At 58.7% G+C, this 22472-nt stretch carries 23 protein-coding genes; 11 read left to right on the forward strand and 12 right to left on the reverse strand.

The features are described 5' to 3' along the window. Positions 1–9 precede the first annotated feature (9 nt). Entirely contained in the window at positions 10–1410 is a 1401-nt protein-coding gene (locus F8N21_RS03380; protein WP_150640770.1) for an aminoacyl-tRNA deacylase and HDOD domain-containing protein, read from the forward strand. Positions 1411–1542: 132 nt separating this feature from the next. Here F8N21_RS03380 and F8N21_RS03385 read toward each other — a convergent pair whose 3' ends face one another. After that, on the reverse strand, positions 1543–1923 hold the full coding sequence (locus tag F8N21_RS03385; protein WP_150640771.1) for a helicase: 381 nt from the start codon (positions 1921–1923) through the stop codon (positions 1543–1545). 384 nt (positions 1924–2307) lie between these two features. Here F8N21_RS03385 and F8N21_RS03390 point away from each other — a divergent pair, with 384 nt between their 5' ends. Then, positions 2308–3093 carry a sulfite exporter TauE/SafE family protein gene (locus F8N21_RS03390; RefSeq protein WP_150640772.1) on the forward strand — a complete coding sequence of 262 codons (786 nt, stop codon included), beginning with the start codon at positions 2308–2310 and terminating at the stop codon, positions 3091–3093. Positions 3094–3138: 45 nt separating this feature from the next. On the opposite strand, the gene F8N21_RS03395 is transcribed toward F8N21_RS03390, so the two are convergent. Together F8N21_RS03395 and F8N21_RS03400 are read right to left on the reverse strand one after the other, a co-directional pair. Then, a complete protein-coding gene (locus F8N21_RS03395; protein ID WP_150640773.1) occupies positions 3139–3624 on the reverse strand; it encodes an adenosine-specific kinase in 486 nt (161 codons plus the stop codon). 139 nt (positions 3625–3763) lie between these two features. Then, complete coding sequence (locus F8N21_RS03400; RefSeq protein ID WP_150640774.1) at positions 3764–4042, reverse strand: DUF3303 domain-containing protein; 279 nt, start codon at positions 4040–4042, stop codon at positions 3764–3766. A 248-nt stretch (positions 4043–4290) separates the two neighbouring features. On the opposite strand from F8N21_RS03400, the gene F8N21_RS03405 reads away from it, so the two are divergent. The 4 genes from F8N21_RS03405 (at position 4291) to ptuB (ending at position 9584) form a co-directional block, all read left to right on the forward strand. Then, positions 4291–5457, forward strand: coding sequence for a hypothetical protein (locus F8N21_RS03405; protein WP_191624174.1), 1167 nt, complete (start codon positions 4291–4293; stop codon positions 5455–5457). Positions 5458–5580: 123 nt separating this feature from the next. Beyond that, complete coding sequence (gene ggt, locus F8N21_RS03410; RefSeq protein WP_150640775.1) at positions 5581–7308, forward strand: gamma-glutamyltransferase; 1728 nt, start codon at positions 5581–5583, stop codon at positions 7306–7308. 311 nt (positions 7309–7619) lie between these two features. Continuing rightward, positions 7620–9062, forward strand: a complete 1443-nt coding sequence (locus F8N21_RS03415; RefSeq protein WP_150640776.1) for an AAA family ATPase — start codon at positions 7620–7622, stop codon at positions 9060–9062. Between the two features lie 3 nt (positions 9063–9065). Then, positions 9066–9584, forward strand: a complete 519-nt coding sequence (gene ptuB / locus F8N21_RS03420; RefSeq protein ID WP_224788154.1) for a retron Ec78 anti-phage system effector HNH endonuclease PtuB — start codon at positions 9066–9068, stop codon at positions 9582–9584. A gap of 206 nt (positions 9585–9790) precedes the next feature. On the opposite strand, the gene F8N21_RS03425 is transcribed toward ptuB, so the two are convergent. The 4 genes from F8N21_RS03425 to F8N21_RS03440 form a co-directional block, all read right to left on the reverse strand. Continuing rightward, positions 9791–10075 carry a fructose-bisphosphate aldolase gene (locus tag F8N21_RS03425; RefSeq protein ID WP_150640777.1) on the reverse strand — a complete coding sequence of 95 codons (285 nt, stop codon included), beginning with the start codon at positions 10073–10075 and terminating at the stop codon, positions 9791–9793. A 597-nt stretch (positions 10076–10672) separates the two neighbouring features. After that, positions 10673–10948: an HU family DNA-binding protein gene (locus tag F8N21_RS03430; RefSeq protein ID WP_003195589.1), complete on the reverse strand. Its 276-nt coding sequence runs from the start codon at positions 10946–10948 to the stop codon at positions 10673–10675. Positions 10949–11136: 188 nt separating this feature from the next. Next, complete coding sequence (locus tag F8N21_RS03435) at positions 11137–12285, reverse strand: NAD(P)/FAD-dependent oxidoreductase (protein ID WP_150640778.1); 1149 nt, start codon at positions 12283–12285, stop codon at positions 11137–11139. Positions 12286–12321: 36 nt separating this feature from the next. Beyond that, entirely contained in the window at positions 12322–12489 is a 168-nt protein-coding gene (locus F8N21_RS03440; RefSeq protein ID WP_150640779.1) for a rubredoxin, read from the reverse strand. A 215-nt stretch (positions 12490–12704) separates the two neighbouring features. On the opposite strand from F8N21_RS03440, the gene F8N21_RS03445 reads away from it, so the two are divergent. After that, positions 12705–13268, forward strand: coding sequence for a chorismate--pyruvate lyase family protein (locus F8N21_RS03445; RefSeq protein ID WP_150640780.1), 564 nt, complete (start codon positions 12705–12707; stop codon positions 13266–13268). Further along, entirely contained in the window at positions 13268–14158 is an 891-nt protein-coding gene (gene ubiA, locus F8N21_RS03450; protein ID WP_150640781.1) for a 4-hydroxybenzoate octaprenyltransferase, read from the forward strand. The genes F8N21_RS03445 and ubiA overlap by 1 nt, the downstream gene beginning before the upstream one ends. Positions 14159–14295: 137 nt before the next feature. Here ubiA and F8N21_RS03455 read toward each other — a convergent pair whose 3' ends face one another. Further along, positions 14296–14682, reverse strand: a complete 387-nt coding sequence (locus F8N21_RS03455; protein WP_150640782.1) for a hypothetical protein — start codon at positions 14680–14682, stop codon at positions 14296–14298. 151 nt (positions 14683–14833) lie between these two features. Here F8N21_RS03455 and phoB point away from each other — a divergent pair, with 151 nt between their 5' ends. The 3 genes from phoB (at position 14834) to F8N21_RS03470 (ending at position 18357) form a co-directional block, all read left to right on the forward strand. Then, positions 14834–15523: a phosphate regulon transcriptional regulator PhoB gene (gene phoB / locus F8N21_RS03460; protein ID WP_150640783.1), complete on the forward strand. Its 690-nt coding sequence runs from the start codon at positions 14834–14836 to the stop codon at positions 15521–15523. A gap of 81 nt (positions 15524–15604) precedes the next feature. After that, a complete protein-coding gene (gene phoR, locus F8N21_RS03465; RefSeq protein ID WP_263597292.1) occupies positions 15605–16891 on the forward strand; it encodes a phosphate regulon sensor histidine kinase PhoR in 1287 nt (428 codons plus the stop codon). A gap of 125 nt (positions 16892–17016) precedes the next feature. Next, complete coding sequence (locus F8N21_RS03470; RefSeq protein ID WP_150640785.1) at positions 17017–18357, forward strand: hemolysin family protein; 1341 nt, start codon at positions 17017–17019, stop codon at positions 18355–18357. Positions 18358–18565: 208 nt separating this feature from the next. Here the strand turns inward: F8N21_RS03470 and F8N21_RS03480 are convergent, their stop codons facing one another. The 4 genes from F8N21_RS03480 to pstB form a co-directional block, all read right to left on the reverse strand. Then, positions 18566–19462 (reverse strand): peptidoglycan DD-metalloendopeptidase family protein, encoded by an 897-nt coding sequence (locus F8N21_RS03480; protein ID WP_150640786.1) that lies wholly within the window; start codon positions 19460–19462, stop codon positions 18566–18568. A gap of 135 nt (positions 19463–19597) precedes the next feature. Beyond that, entirely contained in the window at positions 19598–20503 is a 906-nt protein-coding gene (locus F8N21_RS03485; protein ID WP_150640787.1) for a response regulator, read from the reverse strand. 165 nt (positions 20504–20668) lie between these two features. Beyond that, a complete protein-coding gene (gene phoU, locus F8N21_RS03490) occupies positions 20669–21430 on the reverse strand; it encodes a phosphate signaling complex protein PhoU (protein ID WP_150640788.1) in 762 nt (253 codons plus the stop codon). 111 nt (positions 21431–21541) lie between these two features. After that, positions 21542–22375, reverse strand: coding sequence for a phosphate ABC transporter ATP-binding protein PstB (gene pstB, locus F8N21_RS03495; RefSeq protein WP_150640789.1), 834 nt, complete (start codon positions 22373–22375; stop codon positions 21542–21544). Positions 22376–22472 lie beyond the last annotated feature (97 nt).

Consider the following 22472-nt stretch of genomic DNA (forward strand, 5'->3'; position numbering starts at 1 on the left):
ATACAGGCCATGATTGAAGTTGCCCTCGCTCCAGCAACCCCGCACACTCCGTCTGTTATCCGGTTGCTGCTCGGCAAGCTGGCCATCAGCTACAACGAAGTGCTCGACCATCCTGGCCTACCCGCCGCGCGCAAGGTTCAGGCGGTTCTGCTGGACGACGCCGTCGGCACCCTGATGGTGCTGTTTCCCCAAAGCCAATTGCTCGATCTCAACCGTCTCGCCGAACTGACCGGTCGCCGCCTGACAGCCGTGCCGGTGGAGCGCCTGGAGCGCATGCTGGGCAAAAACAATCTGAGCCTGTTACCCGGCCTGCCGAGCCTCACCAGCTCACCCTGTCTCTATGAAGAAAGCCTGCTGGGCGAACCGAGTTTACTGATCAACTCCGGCGAGCCGGAGTTGCTGCTGGAAGTTTCCAGGGAAGCCTTCAAAAGCATGCTGAACAAGGCCAGCGCCGCGAACTTCGGCGAGGCCCTGCAGGCAATCCGGCCGAACCTCGATCGCCCCCACGATGACCGCGAGGAAATCACCCAGGCGGTGCAGGCCTTTACCGCCAGACGGATTCAGCAACGCCTCGAAGAAACCATCGAGATCCCGCCGCTGGCCGAAACCGCGCAAAAAATCATCAAGCTGCGAGTCGACCCCAACGCCACCATCGACGACATCACTGGCGTGGTGGAAACCGATCCGGCCCTGGCCGCGCAAGTGGTGAGCTGGGCGGCATCGCCGTACTACGCCGCGCCGGGCAAGATTCGTTCAGTGGAAGATGCGATCGTTCGCGTACTTGGTTTCGATCTGGTGATCAACCTGGCGCTGGGCCTGGCCCTGGGCAAAACCCTGAGCCTGCCCAAGGACCATCCGCAACACACCACGCCCTACTGGCAGCAATCGATCTACACCGCCGCGGTCATCGAAGGCCTGACCCGCGCCATGCCCCGCGCCCAGCGCCCGGAAGCCGGCCTGACCTACCTGGCAGGCCTGCTGCACAACTTTGGCTATCTGTTGCTGGCCCACGTCTTCCCGCCGCACTTCTCGCTGATCTGCCGCCACCTGGAGGTCAATCCGCATCTGTGCCACAGCTATGTCGAGCAACACCTGCTGGGCATCAGCCGTGAACAGATCGGTGCCTGGCTGATGCGTTATTGGGACATGCCGGAAGAACTGTCCACCGCCCTGCGCTTCCAGCACGACCCGGGCTACGACGGTGACTACGCCGCGTACCCGAACCTGGTGTGCCTGGCCGTGCGCCTGCTGCGCAGCCGCGGCATCGGTTCCGGCCCCGACGAAGAAATCCCCGACGCCCTGCTCGAACGCCTGGGCGTGACCCGCGACAAGGCCGAAGACGTGGTCAGCAAAGTGCTCGAAGCCGAAGTCATGCTGCGGGAACTGGCTTCGCAGTTCAGCCGGCATTGATGCGGCGCCTGGAATACCGCTATCGCGAGCAAGCCCCACATTAGATTTTCAGTGAACACTAAATTTGTGTACGACTGCGATGTGGGAGCGGGCTTGCTCGCGATGGGATCAACCCGGTTGAACCGACTCGCCTCAAACCTTCGGCTTTTTCTTCGGCTTCAAATACTTGGTCAGCCCCTGGAACCAGATCACCAGCGCCGGGTTGCCCTTGATCTGGATCGATTTGTCCTGAATCCCCGTCATGAATGCCAACTGCTTGTTCTTCGCCTGCATCGTGGCAAAGCCGTACGCAGCATCTTTAAAGGCAATGGCAAATGCCGGCGTTGGGTAAACACCCGAACGGCTGGTAATGCGCTGGTCCTTGACGAAGAAATGACGGGCAACCTTGCCGTCGAGGGTCTGCAACTGGAACACCAGTTCTTTATCCGCCAGCTGCTGCTGAAACGCCAGGTTGTTACGACTGGCTTTGCCCATTAACAGACCCAGCATCCAGAGAAGAAAACGAAATTTCATGCACACAGCCTCAGTGGAGTTATTGAATGGCCGTGGGAGTTTAACGATTTAACGGTAGAACGCCACCGATCTCCTTCGTTAGGAGGAGATCGCCAGGTTTTTACTGCTTATAGCTACAAATTGCTACAAACCACGTGACGCTCAGGCATTCGGGCCAGCGTCCGGATCACCGCCTAGGTGTAGCGCGTGCCGGCCGCTCCGTGGTCGATGTAGTGCCCTTTTCGAAAAACGCCCAGCGCATCGAACCTTCGGTGGGCCGCTGCCAGAGCATCGCGCACAAAAAGTTATAAAGTCAGACCACATCGATATAAGTGGTTATAAAAAAAATCGTTATGCTGCCGGCCTGATATTTGTGTGGTCACGCTTGATTTGCAGGTTTTGATAATGGATTTCGGTAATTTGGGTTTTGTCGTTGCAGGCTTGATTGTCGGATTTATTGTCGGCATGACCGGCATAGGGGGTGGTTCTTTAATGACGCCCATTCTTCTATGGTTTGGCATTAATCCAGCCACTGCCGTCGGGACAGACTTGCTTTATGCAGCAATCACCAAATCTGGCGGTGTATTAGTTCATAAAAAAAACGACAACATTGACTGGAAAATTACTGGCTGGCTGACACTGGGCAGTGTGCCGGCGGTACTGCTTACACTGTGGTTTTTAAGAAGTCTGGATACTGACCCGCAAGCGATGAATTCAGTTATCAAACAGGCATTGGGCTTCGTTTTGCTACTGACCGCACTGGCCATTTTCTTCAAGAAGCAACTGCTGGCATTTGCCCAAAAGCATGCGGGCGACCACTATAAGCTCAGTGATTCGAGCCTGAACATGCTGACTGTAGTCACTGGCGTGATACTCGGCACAATGGTGGCACTCACCTCCATCGGTGCCGGCGCATTGGGGACTGTGGCGCTTTTTATCTTGTACCCTTTTCTTGCGACCAAACGTTTAGTGGGGACAGAAATCGCCCACGCAGTGCCCCTGACATTAGTCGCCGGTTTGGGCCATGCGAGCATGGGCAATATGGATTGGCATTTATTAGGCTACTTGCTGATAGGATCACTGCCGGGAATTTACATCGGCAGTCATTTATCTGGCCGCATTTCTGACGAAATATTGCGTCCTTGCCTGGCCGTAATGCTGATTTTCATTGGTTCCAGGTTGGCGTTTTGATCCAACTTTAATACGCCTGACATCGCCCAAGCGCCTGCTCTTCATTCATAACTTGTAGCCGATCTGTCGCAAGAAATTCTTGCGCCACAGAATATCTTCGTCGCCTTCAATATCAGTGGCACACGAGCCATCCACCACGCCAAGCACCGCCCGCCCCTGCGCGGTCTCAGCCAGAATCACTTCAGTGGGGTTGGCTGTTGCACAAAAGATCCGGCAGACTTCTGGAACCATTTTGACGGTGTTCAGCAGGTTCAACGGATAAAAACCGTCCCCGAGAAAAATGATGAAGCTATGGCCGGCGCCAATGGCTTTGGCATTTTTCTGGGCCAGTTCGATCATGGCGGTATCGGTGCCAGACCAGCGCACCAGGCATTTGCCAGAGGCTTCGCAAAAGGCCACGCCAAACTTGATACCGGGCACGGCACCGACCAAGGCTTCATGGATGTCCTCGACGGATTTGATGAAGTGCGTCTGACCGAAAATGAAGTTCGTCTCTAGCGGCTTATCGATTTTCACAGTGAACAGTTGCATCTCACTCTCCTTTCCCGAAGTTGCTTGACGGTGCGGAGTCAGTCGGCGTTTTCCCGGCCTGGCGTCTTGAAAAGAAGCAGAATTATTCAGCGAGAATAAGTCTGCCCCTTTTCCTCAATGCTTTTTCGGGCGCCGACTTTTACTTGCCGACCGCGCCTGCCAGTAGCGGCGCTATCTGCTCATCGGTCATCGCCGGGTGAATCTCCATGCTCATGAGGTCACTCCAGTCGAGCACCCATTTCTGGATCAGTGCCACATCACTGGCCTCGGCGACACCAAAGCCGCTGATGCGTCCTACCGCATGCCAGCGTCCCAGCATCTTCACACCTGCTGGTGGAGTTCCACCGGTTTTGAGAAAGCGCTCGATCGCGCTATTACGCCGTTCGGGACTGATTGACCAACTGACAATGAATAACATCTGCCACCTCCCAGAGGAATGGGCACCTGTTGTTCTGTTCGCGCACCTGGCTGGCGCCGCGGCCATGGCCACGCGTCTGTTTCCGGCTCGCCTGCTGGCCGGCCGCAAACGACTTCACCCATGGGAAGGAATAGCAGCCTCCCAACGTCTGCGTATGACCGCTGATCACGTTTTCCCCTCCTATACTCAAGACAGCGTCGTCGGACGCGCCAGACGTTCCATTCGGTATTTTTTGGGGGACTGCGATCTTGAATCTGCGCTCCCTGATCCTTGCCCTGCTCGTCGCCTTAATGGTGGCGTTGACCGGGTGCGCCACAAAAGAACGCCCCCCCGAGCTGAAGCCGCAGGTGCTGATCTCGGAAAACACCTGGCGGCAGGTCGATCAGGACATAGTCGCCGCCTCCAAAGACGCCACAGGCCAGGCCAAGCTCTACACCCGCGGCTCCATGGATCACTGGAGACTGCGCATCTACCAGCGCACCGAGGAAGACTTCATTCCGTGGTTCAGCAACTACTGGACCCAGGAATGGCTGTCCATGAAGGTGACCTGGTACAACATAAGCGCTGCAAAAGAAGAGAAAGACCGTTCGACAAAACGATTGGCGGCCTACCTGCAGGAGCAATACCACGATCGAGTGCTCGCCCCCGTCGCCGTGGAGATCGATCCCGATGCGATCATGGGGCAGGCGACGGAATTCTACGTTCAACTCCTGAGCACACAACTTCAAGCTATAGCCCGGCGCTATGGTGTCCCCGCGGAACAACTCAATCGCCGGCTTCAGGACATTCCGGCGATTACCCTGGCACCCCCGCCCGCCAACAACGCTTCGCTCTACCAGGTGCTCCACACCGAACCGATCGCCACGCTGCCAGCCTACGTGGCCCTGACCGATCAGATCCACACCGTCGCGGCTAAAACCGGCGCCAGTACATCGGACGCGGCTATATCGACGGTGGCGAAAAGCACCAGCGAAAGACTCGAGGCCCAATTTGCCAGCAGAGGTATCGCCAGTGTCGCCGCAGCGGCGGCCGGACGGGTGGCAGGCATGATGATTTCCATGGGCGCGGCAGGTATTCGCGCCATGGCCCACGAGAGCGACCGGCCGGAAATGGAAGCACAGGTTCGGCAAAATCTCGGCACCGCCTTTGACCAGGCGTGGCTCAAGCTGGTCAAGAGTCCCACCACCGGGGTCATGGCATCGGTTCTTTACCTGGCCGGGCAAATCGAAGGAAGTCTCAGCAAAGCCATTGAAATGCCGGTTCGATTCGGACCGGTACCCCGAGAAGTTCCTCTGCCAGGCCAGGAGTCAGTGCAGGACGAAAGAACTGAGGAGCAAGTTCCTGCCGACGATGGGGACGCGGCTGAACAACCCGACATGGGCGCTGGCAGCGCAGATCCCTCAGTGGACGAATGATGAGTGAGCCGCCTGCGGGCTGTGTTTTAACGGATCGGGCAAGGGAAATCTGTCCTACAGTTTATTGGCTATCGACTATCTGACACGACTCGCCCCCCGACCTTAAAACAAGAGAATCGACTCATGACCTTCGAGCCCTTCGCCAAATCTCTTATTGCGACGGTATTCGCCCTTGGTTTCACCTCTGTCCAGGCTGCTTCACAAGCCCCGGTCGCTGCCGAAAACGGCATGGTGGTCACCGCACAACATATTGCTAGCCGTATCGGTGTCGATATCCTCAAGGATGGCGGCAACGCGGTCGATGCCGCCGTGGCGGTCGGCTATGCACTGGCGGTGGTCTACCCTGCGGCAGGCAACCTTGGTGGCGGCGGCTTCATGACGATCCAGTTGGCCGATGGCCGCAAGACCTTCCTCGACTTCCGCGAGAAGGCGCCTCTGGCGGCCACACCGAACATGTACCTCGACAAGGATGGCAATGTCGTCCCGGACCTGAGCACCAAAGGGCACCTGGCTGTCGGCGTTCCGGGGACCGTGTCCGGCATGGAGCTGGCGCTGGAGAAATACGGCACGATGAAACGTGGTGACGTCATCATGCCGGCCATCAAGTATGCCGAGGACGGCTTCGTGCTCGACCAGGGCGACGTCGACCTGCTCGCAACCGCGACTGACGTGTTCAAGAAAGACATGAACGATTCGGGCTCGATCTTCCTGAGCAACGGCGAGCCGCTCCAGGTCGGCCAGAAGCTGGTGCAAAAAGACCTGGCCAAGACATTGCGGGAAATTGCCAGCAAAGGTGCTGACGGTTTCTACAAGGGTTGGGTGGCCGAGGCCATCGTCGCCTCGAGCCAGGCCGGCAAGGGCCTCATCACGCAGGCCGACCTGGACAAGTATCAGACCCGCGAGCTCGCGCCCATCGAGTGCGACTACCGCGGCTACCACGTCATTTCTGCGCCGCCGCCGAGCTCGGGTGGGGTGATTATTTGCGAGATCATGAACATCCTCGAAGGCTATCCGATGCCAAGCCTGGGCTATCACTCGGCTCAGGGCCTGCACTATCAGATCGAAGCCATGCGCCATGCCTATGTCGACCGCAACAGCTACCTGGGTGACCCCGACTTCGTCAAAAACCCGTTAGCGCACCTGCTGGACAAGGACTATGCGGCCAAGCTGCGCGCGGCCATCGACCCGCAAAAAGCCGGAGTTTCCCAAGCAATCAAACCCGGGGTCGCGCCTCACGAGGGCAGTAACACCACGCACTACTCGATCGTCGACAAATGGGGCAATGCGGTGTCGGTGACCTACACCCTGAACGATTGGTTTGGTGCCGGGGTCATGGCCAGCAAGACCGGCGTCATCCTCAACGACGAAATGGACGACTTCACCGCCAAGGTCGGCGTACCCAACATGTACGGGCTGGTGCAAGGGGAAGCGAACGCCATCGCCCCAGGCAAAGCCCCACTGTCCTCAATGAGCCCGACCATCGTCACCAAGGACGGCAAAACCGTGATGGTTGTCGGCACCCCAGGCGGCAGCCGGATCATCACCGCGACCTTGCTGACGATCCTCAACGTCATCGACTACGGCATGAACATCCAGGAAGCCGTCGATGCACCGCGATTTCATCAACAGTGGATGCCGGAAGAAACCAATCTCGAAACCTTCGCCGTCAGCCCCGACACCCAGAAAATCCTCGAAAGCTGGGGCCAGAAATTCACCGGCCCACAAGACGCCAACCACCTCGCGGCGATTCTGGTCGGAGCACCGTCGCTCGGTGGTAAACCGGTCGGCAAGAACCGCTTCTACGGGGCGAACGATCCGCGGCGTGGGTCGGGGTTGTCGCTGGGGTATTGAGAGAGGTGAAGTCCTGATTCAGGGCTTTTGTTGAGCGGCGCAGGTTGAAACTGCGCCGCTCAACAAAAGCCCAAACCCTGCGTATGACAATTGGCCCTCTTTCCTCGCAGCTAATAAATCCCGAGCACAATCATTTGACCCAATGGTGGCATTTGGTTGAGTGGCAGAAAACAAAACTGTTCCCTCGCTACTAAATTGTTGCCTGAGCAAAACGACGAACAGTCGCGCCTTTCTTGCCCACTTGAATGCCCGTAGAATCGCAATCCTTCTCAACGGGCATAGCAGCGGCTCATCCAGCTAAAGGCACATGCATGAAGCTCGAAACATTGACTTTGCAGAATTTCCGCTGCTTCGATCAGATCGAGGTTGAACTGCATCCCTCCGTCACCGTATTAGTGGCCGAAAACGGACAGGGGAAATCGACCCTGCTCGATGCTATTCGTATTGCTCTGTGGCCATTTGTCAGCAGCTTTGACTTGGCCCGCAATACCTTCAATGACCCCGGCAATGGCATCGCAATCGACGACGTGCGGTTATTGAAGCTGGGCAGCGGTGACATGGCCCGTCAGTTGCCGTCTCGGGTCTCGATGATGGGCGACTACGGTGTTGGCCCCGAAACGATATGGGCCCGTTATCGCGACAGCGAGACCAAGTCCACCAAAACCAAGGACGAGGCCAGCGCGGTCCTTTTAAAGCGCTATGCGGCTTCTTTACAGGATGAAGTGCGCAAACCTGGCCGTCCACCCACCAGCCTGCCTGTGTTCGGTTACTACGGCACAGGTCGTCTGTGGTCGCAAAAACGTCTGATGGAGACGCAAAAAGGCAAGGACGACACCCAGGCCGCGGATTTTTACGTGCGCACCTTTGCCTACGCTAATTGCCTCGACCCCGCGTCTTCGTACAAGCATTTCAAGGAATGGTTTATCTGGGCATTCGAAAGCTATCGAGAGCAGCAAATCAAACAGCTCGAGAATCACGGCGCTCAGCAAGACCTGGATATCGCCAGGCAGCGGGTAGAAGTGGTTCAGCAGGCCATTGATTGTTTCTTAGAGCCGACCACGGGCTGGTCTTCGCTGGAGTACAGCGTCAGCCAGCAAAAATCCTTGATCCTTCACCATGAACAGCACGGCATTCTGGACGTCGATCTACTAAGCGATGGCATTCGCAGCGTGCTTGCAATGGTCGGGGACATCGCCTATCGCTGCATCAAGCTCAATCCCCACCTGGGTCTAAATGCGGCCAGGGAAACGTCCGGGGTAGTATTGATTGATGAGGTGGACATGCACCTGCACCCCAGTTGGCAGCAGAAGGTGCTCGGGCAGTTGAGTGAAGCGTTCCCCTGCGTCCAGTTTATCGTTACGACCCACAGCCCTCAGGTGTTGACCACGGTTCCAGCCGAATGCATCAGGGTTCTGGCGTCCGAGGAGGATGAAGAAACAGGGTTGAGTCGAACCGTCGTTCGCCGAATCACTCAGCAGACGCAAGGTATAGCAAGTTCCGATGTGATGGCCGAAGTGATGGGCACCGATCCTGTGCCGGATCTGGAATCCGCGCAGCAATTGAGCACCTATAGGGCGCTGATCGAGCAGGGGCGCAAGGACACGGTTCAGGGCCTGCAACTGTGTGCTGCGCTTGAAAGGCATTTTGGGGGAAGCCATCCGCAAATGCTCGAATGCCAGCGGTTAATTCGCTTGCAAACGCTCAAGAGCAAGCTGCCTGCGCGCTCGCCGCGAACTCCAGATCCTCGGGGCTGAGCCATGCGTAAACTGCAACGGGGTAGCGGACCAGGTTGTTTGTCGCTCTATCAGCACGGGAGACACAACTGGGGTTGCGTGACATCCGAACACAGGGCCGAAATTTGGCGAGACCTGAACACAATGCAGGGCGGTCGTTGCGCATACTGCGAAGCGCCCATCAATGAAAGCGATCGTCATATCGAGCACTTCCGACAGAAGGGCCGCGATCCCAGAGTGACGTTCGAATGGGAAAACCTGTTTGGCTCGTGCAATCGTCATGAGTCCTGCGGCAAGCACAAAGACCGCTGCGCCTACGCCCCCCTCGTACTGATCAAACCGGATTGTGACGATCCAGACGATTACTGGGTGTTCGTGAGCGATGGCACAATCAGGCCGCGTGCAGATCTGAGCACGCCGCAACAAAGTCGTGCCGAGGAAAGCCTACGCATCTTCAATCTTGACGCCCGAAACGGCAGATTGCGACACATGCGACGAGAGGCGGTCAGGCAATACCTGGATACGGCAGAAATATTGGCCTAATTGGCCGAGCAAACAAGTGAAGACGAATGGTTGCAGATTGTGATGGAGGAAGTGAGCGCCACTGCACATCATCCGTTCTCGACCGCCATCAGGCATGTGCTGGTAGGGAACTGGAGGTAATTGAACCCGGTCTCTGAGCTAGCTGAGAACTACTAAAAACCCGCATCACTGCGGGTTTTCTCTATTCATGTTCACTAGAAGCGATATCAGTTTCCTCCCATCCCTCGCCTCTCAATCACTCCGAACACATCTGTGACGTCCTGAATCATCAGGCGAGCGACATTGACGACGGTGCTGATGTCGCGTTCAGCGTAGTCAGGGATATTGGTGCAGACCATCAGGGTCAGGTAGTTGAGGACGGTGTGCAGGCGTTCGCTGACGCAGGCGTGCAGGTCGCTTAGCGGGGCTTGGCTGTCGATCATCAGGACGGGTTCGTCGGTGACGATGTTGGTGAAGGGGATGAAGCGGTCGGGCGGAGTTTGGGTTGTCATAGGTGAAAACTCATTTCAAATTAAAGAAATGCCACCTTTCGCTGCGAAACAAATGGGTGGCAGCTGTGCGCGGGTTCGCAGACCGAGGAAATGAATAAACCCGGCAGACCCGAAGGTCTCCCACGCACAGCCGCCATAAAACGAAACGCAGGCGCAATCTGCCCATGTTGTCTTTTGACGGTGCTGGTAAAACATTTCTGTATGGGCTGCGAAACCCTGTCGCTGACCGGAGTCAGCAGACGGGCGAACTATAAGCGGCAGGCTTTGGTGTGTGCAACCAGGCACTAGGCGGGTGCGCTATTCCCTGTGGCGAGGGAGCTTGCTCCCGCTCGAGCGCGCAGCGGTCGCAATAGGGCTACTTCATTGTGTCAGGCAGCTCACCGTCGCAAGTTTTACGACTGCTTCGCAGCCGAGCGGGAGCAAGCTCCCTCGCCACAGAAAGCATCATTCCCACAGGTATTGCAGACCCTACGGGGAAATATGCGGAGTCAGAAACTCCGTCAGCAAAAACCGCCCCCACAAAAAATGGGCACCCAACCTGGTTGGCGCGCCCATCTTGGATACCGCTTTCCCCACTATTCGGGGAGTCCGTATCTGTTACGGATTGACGCTATCTTTCAGCGATTTTCCCGGTTTGAAGGCAACGGTGTTGCTTGCCTTGATTTTCACGGGTTCGCCGGTTTGCGGGTTTTTGCCAGTACGGGCGCCACGGTGGCGTTGCAGGAAGGTGCCGAAGCCCACCAGGGTGACGCTGTCTTTACGGTGCAGAGCGCCGGTGATTTCTTCGAGAACGGCGTTGAGAACGCGATTGGCCTGTTCTTTGGTGAGATCAGCTTTTTCAGCAATGGCGGCTGCGAGATCTGGTTTACGCATAGTGAAGCCTCTTTGACGGTTTTTTGTTGTTATGTCCGTGCTGTTCTTCCGGAACAGCGCCCAAAGCGCCGCAGGCTCTACTCTGCGGCAGACGGGAGTGAGGATGGCACGCCGACAGCAGTGGCGCCAGTCTCCCCGCGACCTTTGTAGGGGCAAAAGCGTGGTGTATCCGACAGAACGACCGGCATTTATGCCAGCAGTGCCGGAAGCTCCCTGTTTAGAGCGAGTTTTTCCATAACGGCACTGCCGGTCAGGGCATAACCCAGCAGTTTGCCGCTAGCGTCACGGCACAGCGCCTTGATATTGACGCCCTCGCCTTCGACCGTCCAGGTACCCTCCGAGCCCCGCGGCGGTGGCGAAACCACCAGAGGGCAGACCGGTGTTTTCACGGTAATCGGCATGGGGCCATAGTTGACGATTGTCGGGTTGCCGGCCAGGGTCTGGGCCAGCGCACGGGCGCAGCTCATCAACGGCATGACGTACAGCAGGTTCAGCCCGTCGACTTCGGCGCAGTCGCCCAAGGCGTAGATATTGGCGTGGGAGGTCTGCAGATGACGATCGACCACTACGCCGCGATTGACCACCAGGCCAGCTGCCGCCGCCAGATCGATGCGCGGGCGCAGGCCGATGGCTGACACGACAACATCGCAGGGGAGGACCTGACCGTCGGAGAGGTGAGCCTCAAGCCCGTCCGCGGTGCGCTGCAAGCTATTGAGCACCGGCCCGAGGTGGAAGCGCGCACCGATACTTTCCAGGCCGGCCTGGACCGCCGCAGCGGCAGCCGGATGCAGCAAGGTTGGCATCACCTGCTCGCAGGGTGCCACCAGTTGCACTTCATAGCCGCCGAGAATCAGGTCGTTGGCGAACTCACAGCCGATCAGCCCGGCGCCGAGCAGCAGCACCCGATGCTTGCCGACAGTCGCTGCGCGAAAGCGGGCATAGTCTTCGAGGTCGTTGATCGGGAAGATCGCCTCAGGCGCATCGCCTTGCACCGGCACTCGCACGGTCTCCGCGCCCCAGGCCAGGACCAGGTCACGATAGGCCACCGCCTCTTCACCGATCCACAGGCGCTTGTGGCCCGGATCAATGCCGCTGATGCGGGTATGGGTGCGGATCTCGGCCTTGAGCTGCTCGGCCATGGCGCCGGGTTCGGCCATACTCAGGCCGTCGGCGTCCTTGTTTTTGCCAAAGCCGGTGGACAGCATCGGCTTGGAGTAGGAACGACCATCATCTGCAGTAATCAGCAGCAGCGGGGTTTCGCCATCGAGTTTGCGAAACTCCCGGGCCAGGTTGTAGCCAGCCAGCCCAGTGCCGACGATCACCACAGGTGCGTTCATGCCTTTGTCCTTTTTATAGTGATTCGAAAGCTGCAATTAACCGATTTCGATCATTTCGAAATCCATTTTACCTACACCGCAGTCCGGGCACAGCCAGTCTGCCGGGACGTCTTGCCACAGGGTGCCGGGTGCGATGCCGTCGTCTGGCCAGCCGTCAGCCTCGTTGTAGATCAGGCCACAGACCACACATTGCCACTTCTTCATTACATGTTTCCTCAGGTTCTCAGGCTATCGCTGGCGCGGACAGTCGATGGGTCATTACCGATGACACTTGGGTTGCCGTCCGGCTCAGGGCGTTTTGTACTGATCGGGATCGACAGATGCAAGCTCGTTCGACGCATGGGCCGCAGCCGATCAGGCTAAATCGCCTGTCGACATGGTAAGCTCGCCGCCTCATTTGCTGCCAATAATGACTCACTGTGCCGCACTCTACGCCCCTCCCCGCTGCCCCCGTCTGGTTGCCTCAACGCCGGCTGTCGCCCCTCCCCGACGCGCGAACCCTCGACTGGTTGTTCGATGAAGGTTCACTGACCCGCCGTCTGACCCGGTTGTCGAATGACGGCTTCAGTGTCACTCCGCTGTTCGAGGGCTGGCAAACCTTGCGTGACGACGAATGCGCCGCGCTGGACCTGCCCGAGAAGAGTGAGGGCTGGGTCCGCGAGGTGTATTTACGCGGCCATGGCCAAGCCTGGGTTTTTGCCCGTAGCGTGGCGGCGCGCAGTGCCTTGCAGGATGGCGGGTTGAACATGGATGAACTCGGCAGCCGCTCGCTGGGCGAACTGTTGTTCTGCGATCAGGCGTTCCAGCGCCGCGCCATCGAAGTCTGTCATTACCCCATGCAATGGCTGCCGGCAGAGTCCCAGGTTCCCGGACTTTGGGGGCGGCGCTCGCGTTTTGACCGGGGTGCCTTGAGCGTATTGGTAGCCGAGATATTCCTCCCGACCCTTTGGCGCGCCGCGAGCGCCCATCCGGAGAACTGTTGATGTACCTGAGCCTGCTCAAATCACTGAATCGCCTGAACCCACGGGCCTGGGACTTCATTCAACTGACCCGCATGGACAAGCCGATCGGCATTTATCTACTGCTGTGGCCGACCCTCTGGGCGCTATGGATTGCCGGCAAGGGTTCGCCATCGCTGAGCAACGTGGTGATCTTCGTCCTTGGCGTAGTGCTGACGCGTGCCGGTGGTTGCGTGATCAATGATTGGGCCGATCGCAAGGTCGACGGCCACGTCAAACGCACTGCGCAGCGTCCGCTGGTCAGCGGCAGGATCGGCTCCAAAGAGGCGCTGGTGTTCTTTGCCGTGCTGATGAGCCTGAGCTTTTTGCTGGTGTTGTGCACCAATTCGACGACTATCTGGCTGTCGTTCGGCGGGCTGGCGCTGGCGTCCTGCTACCCCTTCATGAAGCGTTATACCTACTACCCGCAGGTGGTGCTGGGTGCGGCGTTCTCCTGGGGTATGCCGATGGCGTTTACCGCCGAGACCGGTGACCTGCCGGCCGCCGCGTGGCTGCTGTATATCGCCAACCTGCTGTGGACCGTGGGCTACGACACCTATTACGCCATGACCGATCGCGACGACGACCTGAAGATCGGCGTGAAATCCACCGCGATCCTGTTCGGCGATGCGGATCGGGCGATCATCCTCACCCTGCAGGGGCTGGCACTGGGTTGCCTGTTGCTGGCGGGGGCGCGTTTCGAATTGGGTGGCTGGTTCCACCTCGGCCTGCTGGCGGCGGCGGCATGTTTTGTCTGGGAATTCTGGTACACCCGCGGGAAGGATCCGCAGCGCTGCTTCAAGGCGTTTTTGCACAACCATTGGGCAGGTTTGGCGATCTTTGTCGGGATCGTGCTGGATTACGCGGTGCACTGACCGCGCCGGACAAAAACCCTGTGGGAGCGGCGAAGCGGCGATCCGACTTGCCCGCGAAGCGAATACCGCGCTTTACAGGCATTGCGCGGCATCGCTCGTCGCGGGCAAGCCACACTCCCACAGGTGGCTAGAGTCGGCTACTTCTGCGACTCGCGCATCACGTGCCAGACGTTCTTCATGCCGTCGCCCTTCATCTCTCCCGGTTTTTCGTCCTTCACAAAGGTGTACAACGGCTTGCCGTCGTAAGCCCATTGCATCTTGCCGTCATCACGCTTGATGGTCGTCCACTTGCCTTCGGCTTTGGCGCCCGCCGGGGCCATCAACGGTGGCCAGTTCTTGGCACAGTCATCGTTACACATCGACTTGCCAGCACTGTCTTTGTCGAACGTGTACACCGCCATGCCTTTATGGTCGACCGCTATGCCGTCTTTCATCATTACTGGCTCTGCGGCAAACGTCAGCCCCGGCAGGGCCAGTGCGGCAGTTACCAATAGCGTTTTCCAGGAAACAGTGCTGTAAGACATGGAAACCTTCCTCTTGTGGTTGTCAGGATTCGGACTTAGAGCTTAGTTCAGGAACGCGTTGATTGCCGTGGCGCTAGAATACTGTCACACGACTGCAATAATTCCGTTATCTAATGCGGCGCAAGACAGTTAAATGACAAGAGGACTGAGCATGGTTGGCAGGAGCATTCTGATAGTCGACGACGAAGCGCCCATTCGCGAGATGATCGCCGTTGCGTTGGAAATGGCCGGCTACGACTGCATGGAGGCGGAAAACTCCCAGCAGGCCCATGCCATCATCGTCGATCGCAAGCCCGACCTGATTCTGCTCGACTGGATGCTCCCCGGCACTTCGGGCATCGAATTGGCCCGACGCCTCAAGCGCGATGAGCTGACCGGGGATATCCCGATCATCATGCTCACCGCCAAGGGTGAAGAGGACAACAAGATCCAGGGCCTGGAAGTCGGCGCCGATGACTACATCACCAAACCCTTTTCCCCGCGTGAGCTGGTCGCCCGCCTCAAGGCCGTACTGCGCCGCGCTGGCCCGACCGAAGGCGAATCGCCGATCGAAGTCGGCGGCCTGCTGCTCGACCCGATCAGCCACCGTGTGACCATCGACGGCAAACCGGCCGAGATGGGCCCCACCGAATACCGCTTGCTGCAATTTTTCATGACTCACCAAGAGCGCGCCTACACCCGCGGGCAACTGCTCGATCAGGTCTGGGGCGGCAACGTGTATGTCGAGGAGCGCACAGTCGATGTGCATATCCGTCGGCTGCGCAAAGCCCTCGGCGAGGCTTATGAGAATCTGGTACAAACCGTGCGCGGTACCGGCTATCGCTTTTCTACCAAAGGCTGATACGCCCAATACCCGCCAGACAAGTAGACAAGGACGCGCGTTCAAGTGAACCAAAACTGGCATGGCACCCTGATCCGCCACATGCTGCTCCTGGTTACCGGCTGTTTGCTGGTCGGGCTGATCAGCGGCTACTACGGCTGGAGCCTGGCCGTTGGCCTGGCGCTCTACCTGGCCTGGACCCTCAAGCAGCTGCTACGCCTGCATGAATGGCTACGCCTGCACAAATCCGACGAAGCCCCGCCCGATGGCTATGGCCTGTGGGGCGAAGTGTTCGACAGCATCTACCATCTGCAACGCCGCGACCAGCGGGTCCGCGGACGCCTGCAAGCCGTCATCGACCGGGTCCAGGAGTCCACTGCCGCGCTCAAAGACGCGGTGATCATGCTCGACAGCGACGGCAACCTGGAATGGTGGAACCGCGCCGCAGAAACCCTGCTCGGCCTGAAAACCCCGCAAGACAGCGGTCAACCAGTGACCAACCTGGTACGTCACCCGCGCTTCAAGGAATATTTCGAGCAGGACAGCTACGCCGAACCGCTGGAAATCCCTTCGCCGATCAACGATCGGCTGCGCATTCAGCTATACATCACCCGCTACGGCAATAACGAACATTTGATGCTGGTGCGTGATGTCACCCGTATTCATCAGCTCGAACAGATGCGCAAAGACTTCATCGCCAACGTGTCCCATGAGCTGCGTACTCCGCTGACAGTGATTTGCGGCTATCTGGAAACCTTGCTCGATAACGTTGACGAGGTGAACCCGCGGTGGACCCGCGCCTTGCAGCAAATGCAGCAGCAAGGCGGACGCATGCAGACCCTGCTCAATGACTTGTTGCTGCTGGCCAAGCTGGAAGCCACTGATTATCCGTCGGACAACCAGCCAGTGGCGATCGACAGCCTGCTGCAATCGATCAAGAACGATGCCCAGGCCTTGTCCGGGCAACGCAATCAAGGCATCACACTGGAAGCCGACCCGTCGATTTTGCTCAAGGGCAGCGAGGTCGAACTGCGCAGTGCATTTTCCAACCTGGTGTTCAACGCGGTGAAGTACACCCCGGCCGAAGGTAATATCCGCATTCGCTGGTGGGGCGACGAACAAGGCGCGCACCTCAGTGTCCAGGACTCCGGCATCGGCATCGACAGCAAACACTTGCCGCGGCTGACCGAACGTTTCTATCGCGTCGACTCCAGCCGCAACTCCAACACTGGCGGCACCGGCCTGGGCCTGGCCATCGTCAAACACGTGCTGCTGCGCCACCGCGCACGGATGGAAATCAGCAGCGTGCCGGGCCATGGCAGCACCTTCACCTGCCATTTCGCGCCCGCCCAGGTCACGAAATCCAGGGCCGGCAGCCTGACCGACTAGCGCCGGCAGTGACTCGCCACTAGGCAATCGCCCTGTCAGCCGCTACATTGGCTGACTTGGACCTGCCTTTCAGGCAACAGCTATCCACTTTCTTTTCGAATATACGGAACCTGCAAAACTCCACCATGGACCCTTCCCCGAGTATCACCCTCGCGACAATCTTCGCCGACTTCGGCATGATCCTTTTTGCATTTATCCTGGTTTTGCTCAACGGTTTCTTCGTTGCGGCCGAATTCGCCATGGTCAAACTGCGCTCGACCAAGGTCGAGGCCATTGCCCATAAAAATGGCTGGCGCGGGCAGATCCTGCGCACCGTACACAGCAAGCTCGACGCCTACCTGTCCGCCTGCCAATTGGGTATCACCCTCGCCTCCCTGGGCCTGGGCTGGGTCGGTGAACCCGCGTTCGCGCATTTGCTGGCGCCGCTGCTCAGTGCGGGGGGCGTAGAGTCTGCTGAAGTGGTCAAAGGCGTGTCGTTCTTTACCGCCTTCTTCATCATTTCCTACCTGCACATTGTGGTCGGTGAACTGGCCCCCAAATCCTGGGCGATTCGCAAACCCGAGCTGCTGTCGCTGTGGACCGCGGTGCCGCTGTACCTGTTCTATTGGGCAATGTACCCGGCCATTTACCTGCTCAACGCCAGCGCCAACACCATCCTGCGGATCGCCGGCCAAGGCGAACCCGGCCCGCATCACGATCATCACTACAGCCGCGAAGAATTGAAGCTGATCCTGCACTCCAGTCGTGGCCAGGACCCGAGCGACCAGGGCATGCGGGTACTGGCCTCGGCCGTGGAAATGGGCGAACTGGAAGTGGTCGACTGGGCCAACTCCCGTGAGGACCTGGTGTCGATCGAGTTCAACGCACCGCTCAAGGAAATTCTTGCGCAGTTCCGTCGCCACAAATTCAGCCGCTACCCGGTCTACGACACCGAGCACAATGAGTTCGTCGGCCTGCTGCACATCAAGGATCTGCTGCTGGAACTGGCAGCGCTGGACCATATTCCCGAGTCGTTCAACCTCGCCGAACTGACCCGGCCGCTGGAGCGTGTGTCCCGGCATATGCCGCTGTCGCAGTTGCTCGAGCAGTTCCGCAAGGGCGGTTCGCACTTCGCCCTGGTGGAAGAAGCCGACGGCAACATCATCGGTTACCTGACCATGGAAGACGTGCTGGAAGTGCTGGTCGGCGACATCCAGGACGAACACCGCAAGGCCGAACGCGGCATCCTCGCTTACCAACCGGGCAAGCTGCTGGTGCGCGGCGACACGCCGCTGTTCAAAGTCGAACGCCTGTTGGGCATCGACCTGGACCACATCGAAGCCGAAACCCTCGCCGGTCTGATCTACGAAACCCTGAAGCGGGTGCCGGAAGAGGAAGAAGTGCTGGAAGTCGAAGGCTTGCGGATCATCATCAAAAAGATGAAAGGCCCGAAAATCGTGCTGGCCAAGGTGTTGATGCTGGATTGATGAAGTCGCATGCGATCCCCTGTGGCGAGGGGGCTGTTGTGGCGAGGGGGCTTGCCCCCGCTGGGCTGCGAAGCGGCCCTAAAATCTGCAATCACGTATTGTCACGCACACCGCATTCACAGGTTCTACGACTGCTGCGCAGCCGAACGGGGGCAAGCCCCCTCGCCACAACAAGCCCCCTCGCCACAATTCAGTGCGGTGTATCGGACTATTGCTTGCCCAACGCAAAATTCGGCAGGTTGCCCACCGGCTGATTGAACTGGTACGGAATCGACACCAACCCCAACCCGGTATTGCGCTGCACCACGAAGTGCAGATGCGGGCCGCTGCTGTTGCCGGTATTGCCCGACAGCGCCAGCGCGCTGCCCACCGCCACCCGCTGCCCTTCCCGGACATTCACAGAACCTCGCTTGAGGTGCAGGTAGACGCCCATGGTGCCATCGTCGTGCAGCACCCGGACAAAGTTGCCGGAGGGGTCAGTACCGCGCCCGGTCTGGGAGTTCTCGGTCTTTACCACCACCCCGCCACGGGCCGCGATGATCGGCGTGCCTTCCGGCATGGCGATGTCCATGGCGTACCGACTCTTGACTCCGAAGTGGCTGTACTGGCCATTGGCGCCTTGCGTCAGGCGAAATGGCCCACCTTGCCAGGGCAGCGGATAACGATAGGCCTGTGCGGCCCCTGAAGGGTCACCCAGCGAATAACGAAAGCTTGGGGTATAGGCCAGCGGCTTGCCGGCTCGTGTCGCCGTGAGCAGCGCCAGGCGCAAGTTGCTGCGCGCCGGTAAAACCCGGCGGATCGGCCGACTCGGCGCGCCGCTGACATTCTCCAGCCCGGCGAAACTCAGCTCGATCTCCACCGGGGCATACAAATCGTTGCGCACGAAGACGCTGTCCACGCCCTTCTGTTTCTTGATATCCAGACGAACCTGGTGATCGAGCTGCTCGACCATCCGATCGCGAAACACGAACACCTGGGAGCCGCTGGTGGGGCGGTCGCTGTAGGAGACCACGCCATTGGCATTGGTGGATTTGTAAATCGTCATGGCCACGGCCGAAGTGGCGACCATGAAAAGGCCACAGAAAAGCAGTGATCGCGCGAGCATGGGCAAGAATCTGTCGAGTGAAGCGTGGAACGCAGACTAGCAGGTGCAATGGACCCGCGTAATCGGCAGATGTTTCAAAAGCACGTCGTGCACCCGTAGGAGCTGCTGCAGGCTGCGATCTTTCAAAGGCGGCGCTTATGCCCCCGGCACAAAATGCTTCAGCACCGTACCACGCGCAATCAACCGTGAGATGTAGTCGAGCTTCTGCGCGTCCTGGTCGACGAAGCGGAAGGTCAGTTGCAGCCAGTCGCTGTCCGGTTTCTGTTCGTAGGCCACGACCGCGTGCAGGTAGCCGTTGAGGCGGGCCACTTCGGCGTGGTCGCCCTGCTCCAGATCGAGCACCGCGCTGTCGAGCACCTGTGGCAGGCTTTCAGTGCGTCGGACCACCAACAGCGCCTCCTTGAGGCTCAGGGCTTTGATCGCGCATTGCTGAGTGCCATTGGGCAGACGCAATTGGCCTTGGCCACGGCCGCCAGGCGAGGATGCCGAGCTCGTCGCAGCTCTGACTGGCGGGCAGTTAAGCAGGCCTTGGGAAGGTCCAGCAGGCGCCGCAACGGGCTTGACCACTGCGGACTTGCCGCCGGTCAGGGCGCTGAGGGAGTCGTTGCCGAACGCCGAGTTCATTTTGGTCGGGGCGCTGGCCAGCAAGGTCTCGAGTTTGCCAACCTTGTGCAGGGCCTGTTTGACCTTGGTCAGCAACTGCTCGTTGGTGAAGGGCTTGCTGACGTAGCCGGAAACCCCGGCCTGAATCGCCTGGATCACGTTCTCTTTGTCGCCACGGCTGGTGACCATGACAAACGGCAGGGTCTTGAGGTGGTCCTGTTCACGGCACCAGGTCAGCAGTTCGAGACCGGACAATTCCGGCATTTCCCAGTCGCACAGGACCAGATCAAAGGCTTCGCGCGCCAGCAAGGTCTGAGCCTTTTTGCCGTTGACCGCTTCTTCGATCTTGATGCCCGGAAAGTAGTTGCGCAGGCACTTCTTCACCAGGTCGCGAATGAACGAAGCGTCATCTACCACCAACACACTCACCTTATTCATCGACCACCCCTTCAAAAATCCCGGTCAGCATCATGCTTCGCTGATGGCAATTTGCCAAAACTCTTCAGTCACTCCGGGACTCTTTTCGTTCGCGGGTGCTATGAATTCGAAAACCACAAACAAAAACGCCCGACCTCAAGGCCGGGCGTTCTTTCTCGGGCAATCTTACTTATCGTCAGTTTTGCCCGGAACATTAGCGTTTTCGGCGCTAGTGCCTTCAACTTCTTCCTTCATGCGCTTGAGGCCCAGGTGCCGCACGTCGGTGCCACGCACCAGATAAATCACCAGCTCCGAGATGTTACGGGCGTGATCGCCGATCCGTTCCAGCGAACGCAGGACCCAGATGATGCTCAAGACCCGCGAGATAGAGCGCGGGTCTTCCATCATGTAGGTGGCCAGCTCACGCAGCGCAGTCTTGTACTCGCGGTCAATGATCTTGTCGTACTGCGCCACCGACAACGCCAGATCGGCATCGAAACGGGCGAACGCGTCCAGCGCATCGCGGACCATGTTGCGCACCTGGTCACCGATGTGCCGGACTTCGACGTAGCCGCGCGGGGCTTCACCTTCTTCGCACAACTGGATGGCACGCCGGGCGATTTTGGTGGCTTCGTCGCCAATGCGCTCCAGGTCGATCACCGACTTGGAGATGCTGATGATCAACCGCAGGTCGGACGCAGCCGGTTGGCGACGGGCCAGAATGCGCAGGCATTCTTCGTCGATGTTGCGCTCCATCTGGTTGATCTGGTCGTCGATTTCGCGCACTTGCTGGGCCAGACCCGAGTCGGCTTCGATCAGCGCGGTCACCGAATCATTGACCTGTTTCTCTACCAGACCGCCCATGGCCAGAAGGTGGCTGCGCACCTCCTCAAGCTCGGCATTGAACTGCTGGGAGATGTGGTGGGTAAGGCCTTCCTTCGAAATCATGATTTGCTCCGCAAAAGCTGTGAGCTGCAAGCTACAAGCTGCAAGCTATCTGTGTCGTTACGCTGAACCGCTTTTACTTGCCGCTTGAAGCTTGCGGCTTGCCGCTGCTTCCTAGCCATAGCGCCCTGTAATGTAGTCTTCGGTCTGCTTTTTGGCCGGATTGGTGAACAGGGTATCGGTGTCGCCGAATTCCACCAGCTTGCCCATGTACATGAACGCGGTGTAGTCGGAAACCCGGGCAGCCTGTTGCATGTTATGAGTAACGATGACGATGGTGAACTTGGACTTCAACTCGTAGATCAGCTCTTCGACCTTCAGCGTCGAGATCGGGTCCAGCGCCGAGCAGGGTTCGTCGAGCAACAGGACTTCCGGCTCCACGGCGATGGTGCGGGCAATCACCAGACGCTGCTGCTGACCACCGGACAGACCCAGTGCCGACTCGTGCAGACGGTCCTTGACCTCATCCCACAGGGCCGCGCCCTTCAACGCCCACTCTACCGCTTCGTCGAGCACACGCTTCTTGTTGATGCCTTGAATGCGCAGGCCGTAGACCACGTTTTCATAGATGGTTTTCGGGAACGGGTTGGGCTTCTGGAACACCATCCCGACCCGGCGACGCAGCTCGGCGACGTCTTCGCCCTTGCGGTAGATGTTGTTGCCGTACAGATTGATTTCGCCTTCCACGCGGCAACCGTCAACCAGATCGTTCATCCGGTTGAACGTGCGCAGCAGCGTCGACTTGCCACAGCCGGACGGGCCGATAAAGGCGGTCACGCGCTGCTTGGGAATGTTCAGGCTGACATCGAACAGCGCTTGTTTATCGCCGTAGTACAGGCTCAGGCCCGGAACTTCGATGGCCACGGTTTCTTGCGCCAGGCTCAGGCTTTGCTTGTCGCGCCCCAGGGCGGACATGTTGATGCCGTGGCTATGTGCTTCGTGCTGCATGGGAGGCTCCCTGTGCTAACAAATTCGTTTCGGTTGGCCGCCGCCCTCGCGGGGCCTGCGGTTCTGCTCTTCTGTAGGAGCGAGCTTGCTCGCGATG

The organism is Pseudomonas fluorescens (genome assembly GCF_902497895.1).
In the GTDB taxonomy this organism is placed as follows: Bacteria; Pseudomonadota; Gammaproteobacteria; order Pseudomonadales; family Pseudomonadaceae; genus Aquipseudomonas; species Aquipseudomonas fluorescens_BP.

What these genes read in the sequence shown, in the direction of transcription:
- ubiA (WP_150640781.1), top strand. Translation starts at nt 13,268, where the DNA reads ATGTACCTGAGCCTGCTCAAATCACTGAATCGCCTGAACCCACGGGCC.
- F8N21_RS03440 (WP_150640779.1), bottom strand. Translation starts at nt 12,489, where the DNA reads ATGAAGAAGTGGCAATGTGTGGTCTGTGGCCTGATCTACAACGAGGCT.
- phoR (WP_263597292.1), top strand. Translation starts at nt 15,605, where the DNA reads ATGCTGCTCCTGGTTACCGGCTGTTTGCTGGTCGGGCTGATCAGCGGC.
- ggt (WP_150640775.1), top strand. Translation starts at nt 5,581, where the DNA reads ATGACCTTCGAGCCCTTCGCCAAATCTCTTATTGCGACGGTATTCGCC.
- F8N21_RS03455 (WP_150640782.1), bottom strand. Translation starts at nt 14,682, where the DNA reads ATGTCTTACAGCACTGTTTCCTGGAAAACGCTATTGGTAACTGCCGCA.
- ptuB (WP_224788154.1), top strand. Translation starts at nt 9,066, where the DNA reads ATGCGTAAACTGCAACGGGGTAGCGGACCAGGTTGTTTGTCGCTCTAT.
- F8N21_RS03425 (WP_150640777.1), bottom strand. Translation starts at nt 10,075, where the DNA reads ATGACAACCCAAACTCCGCCCGACCGCTTCATCCCCTTCACCAACATC.
- F8N21_RS03470 (WP_150640785.1), top strand. Translation starts at nt 17,017, where the DNA reads ATGGACCCTTCCCCGAGTATCACCCTCGCGACAATCTTCGCCGACTTC.
- F8N21_RS03395 (WP_150640773.1), bottom strand. Translation starts at nt 3,624, where the DNA reads ATGCAACTGTTCACTGTGAAAATCGATAAGCCGCTAGAGACGAACTTC.
- F8N21_RS03415 (WP_150640776.1), top strand. Translation starts at nt 7,620, where the DNA reads ATGAAGCTCGAAACATTGACTTTGCAGAATTTCCGCTGCTTCGATCAG.
- pstB (WP_150640789.1), bottom strand. Translation starts at nt 22,375, where the DNA reads ATGCAGCACGAAGCACATAGCCACGGCATCAACATGTCCGCCCTGGGG.
- phoB (WP_150640783.1), top strand. Translation starts at nt 14,834, where the DNA reads ATGGTTGGCAGGAGCATTCTGATAGTCGACGACGAAGCGCCCATTCGC.
- phoU (WP_150640788.1), bottom strand. Translation starts at nt 21,430, where the DNA reads ATGATTTCGAAGGAAGGCCTTACCCACCACATCTCCCAGCAGTTCAAT.
- F8N21_RS03430 (WP_003195589.1), bottom strand. Translation starts at nt 10,948, where the DNA reads ATGCGTAAACCAGATCTCGCAGCCGCCATTGCTGAAAAAGCTGATCTC.
- F8N21_RS03435 (WP_150640778.1), bottom strand. Translation starts at nt 12,285, where the DNA reads ATGAACGCACCTGTGGTGATCGTCGGCACTGGGCTGGCTGGCTACAAC.
- F8N21_RS03485 (WP_150640787.1), bottom strand. Translation starts at nt 20,503, where the DNA reads ATGAATAAGGTGAGTGTGTTGGTGGTAGATGACGCTTCGTTCATTCGC.
- F8N21_RS03380 (WP_150640770.1), top strand. Translation starts at nt 10, where the DNA reads ATGATTGAAGTTGCCCTCGCTCCAGCAACCCCGCACACTCCGTCTGTT.
- F8N21_RS03385 (WP_150640771.1), bottom strand. Translation starts at nt 1,923, where the DNA reads ATGAAATTTCGTTTTCTTCTCTGGATGCTGGGTCTGTTAATGGGCAAA.
- F8N21_RS03400 (WP_150640774.1), bottom strand. Translation starts at nt 4,042, where the DNA reads ATGTTATTCATTGTCAGTTGGTCAATCAGTCCCGAACGGCGTAATAGC.
- F8N21_RS03390 (WP_150640772.1), top strand. Translation starts at nt 2,308, where the DNA reads ATGGATTTCGGTAATTTGGGTTTTGTCGTTGCAGGCTTGATTGTCGGA.
- F8N21_RS03480 (WP_150640786.1), bottom strand. Translation starts at nt 19,462, where the DNA reads ATGCTCGCGCGATCACTGCTTTTCTGTGGCCTTTTCATGGTCGCCACT.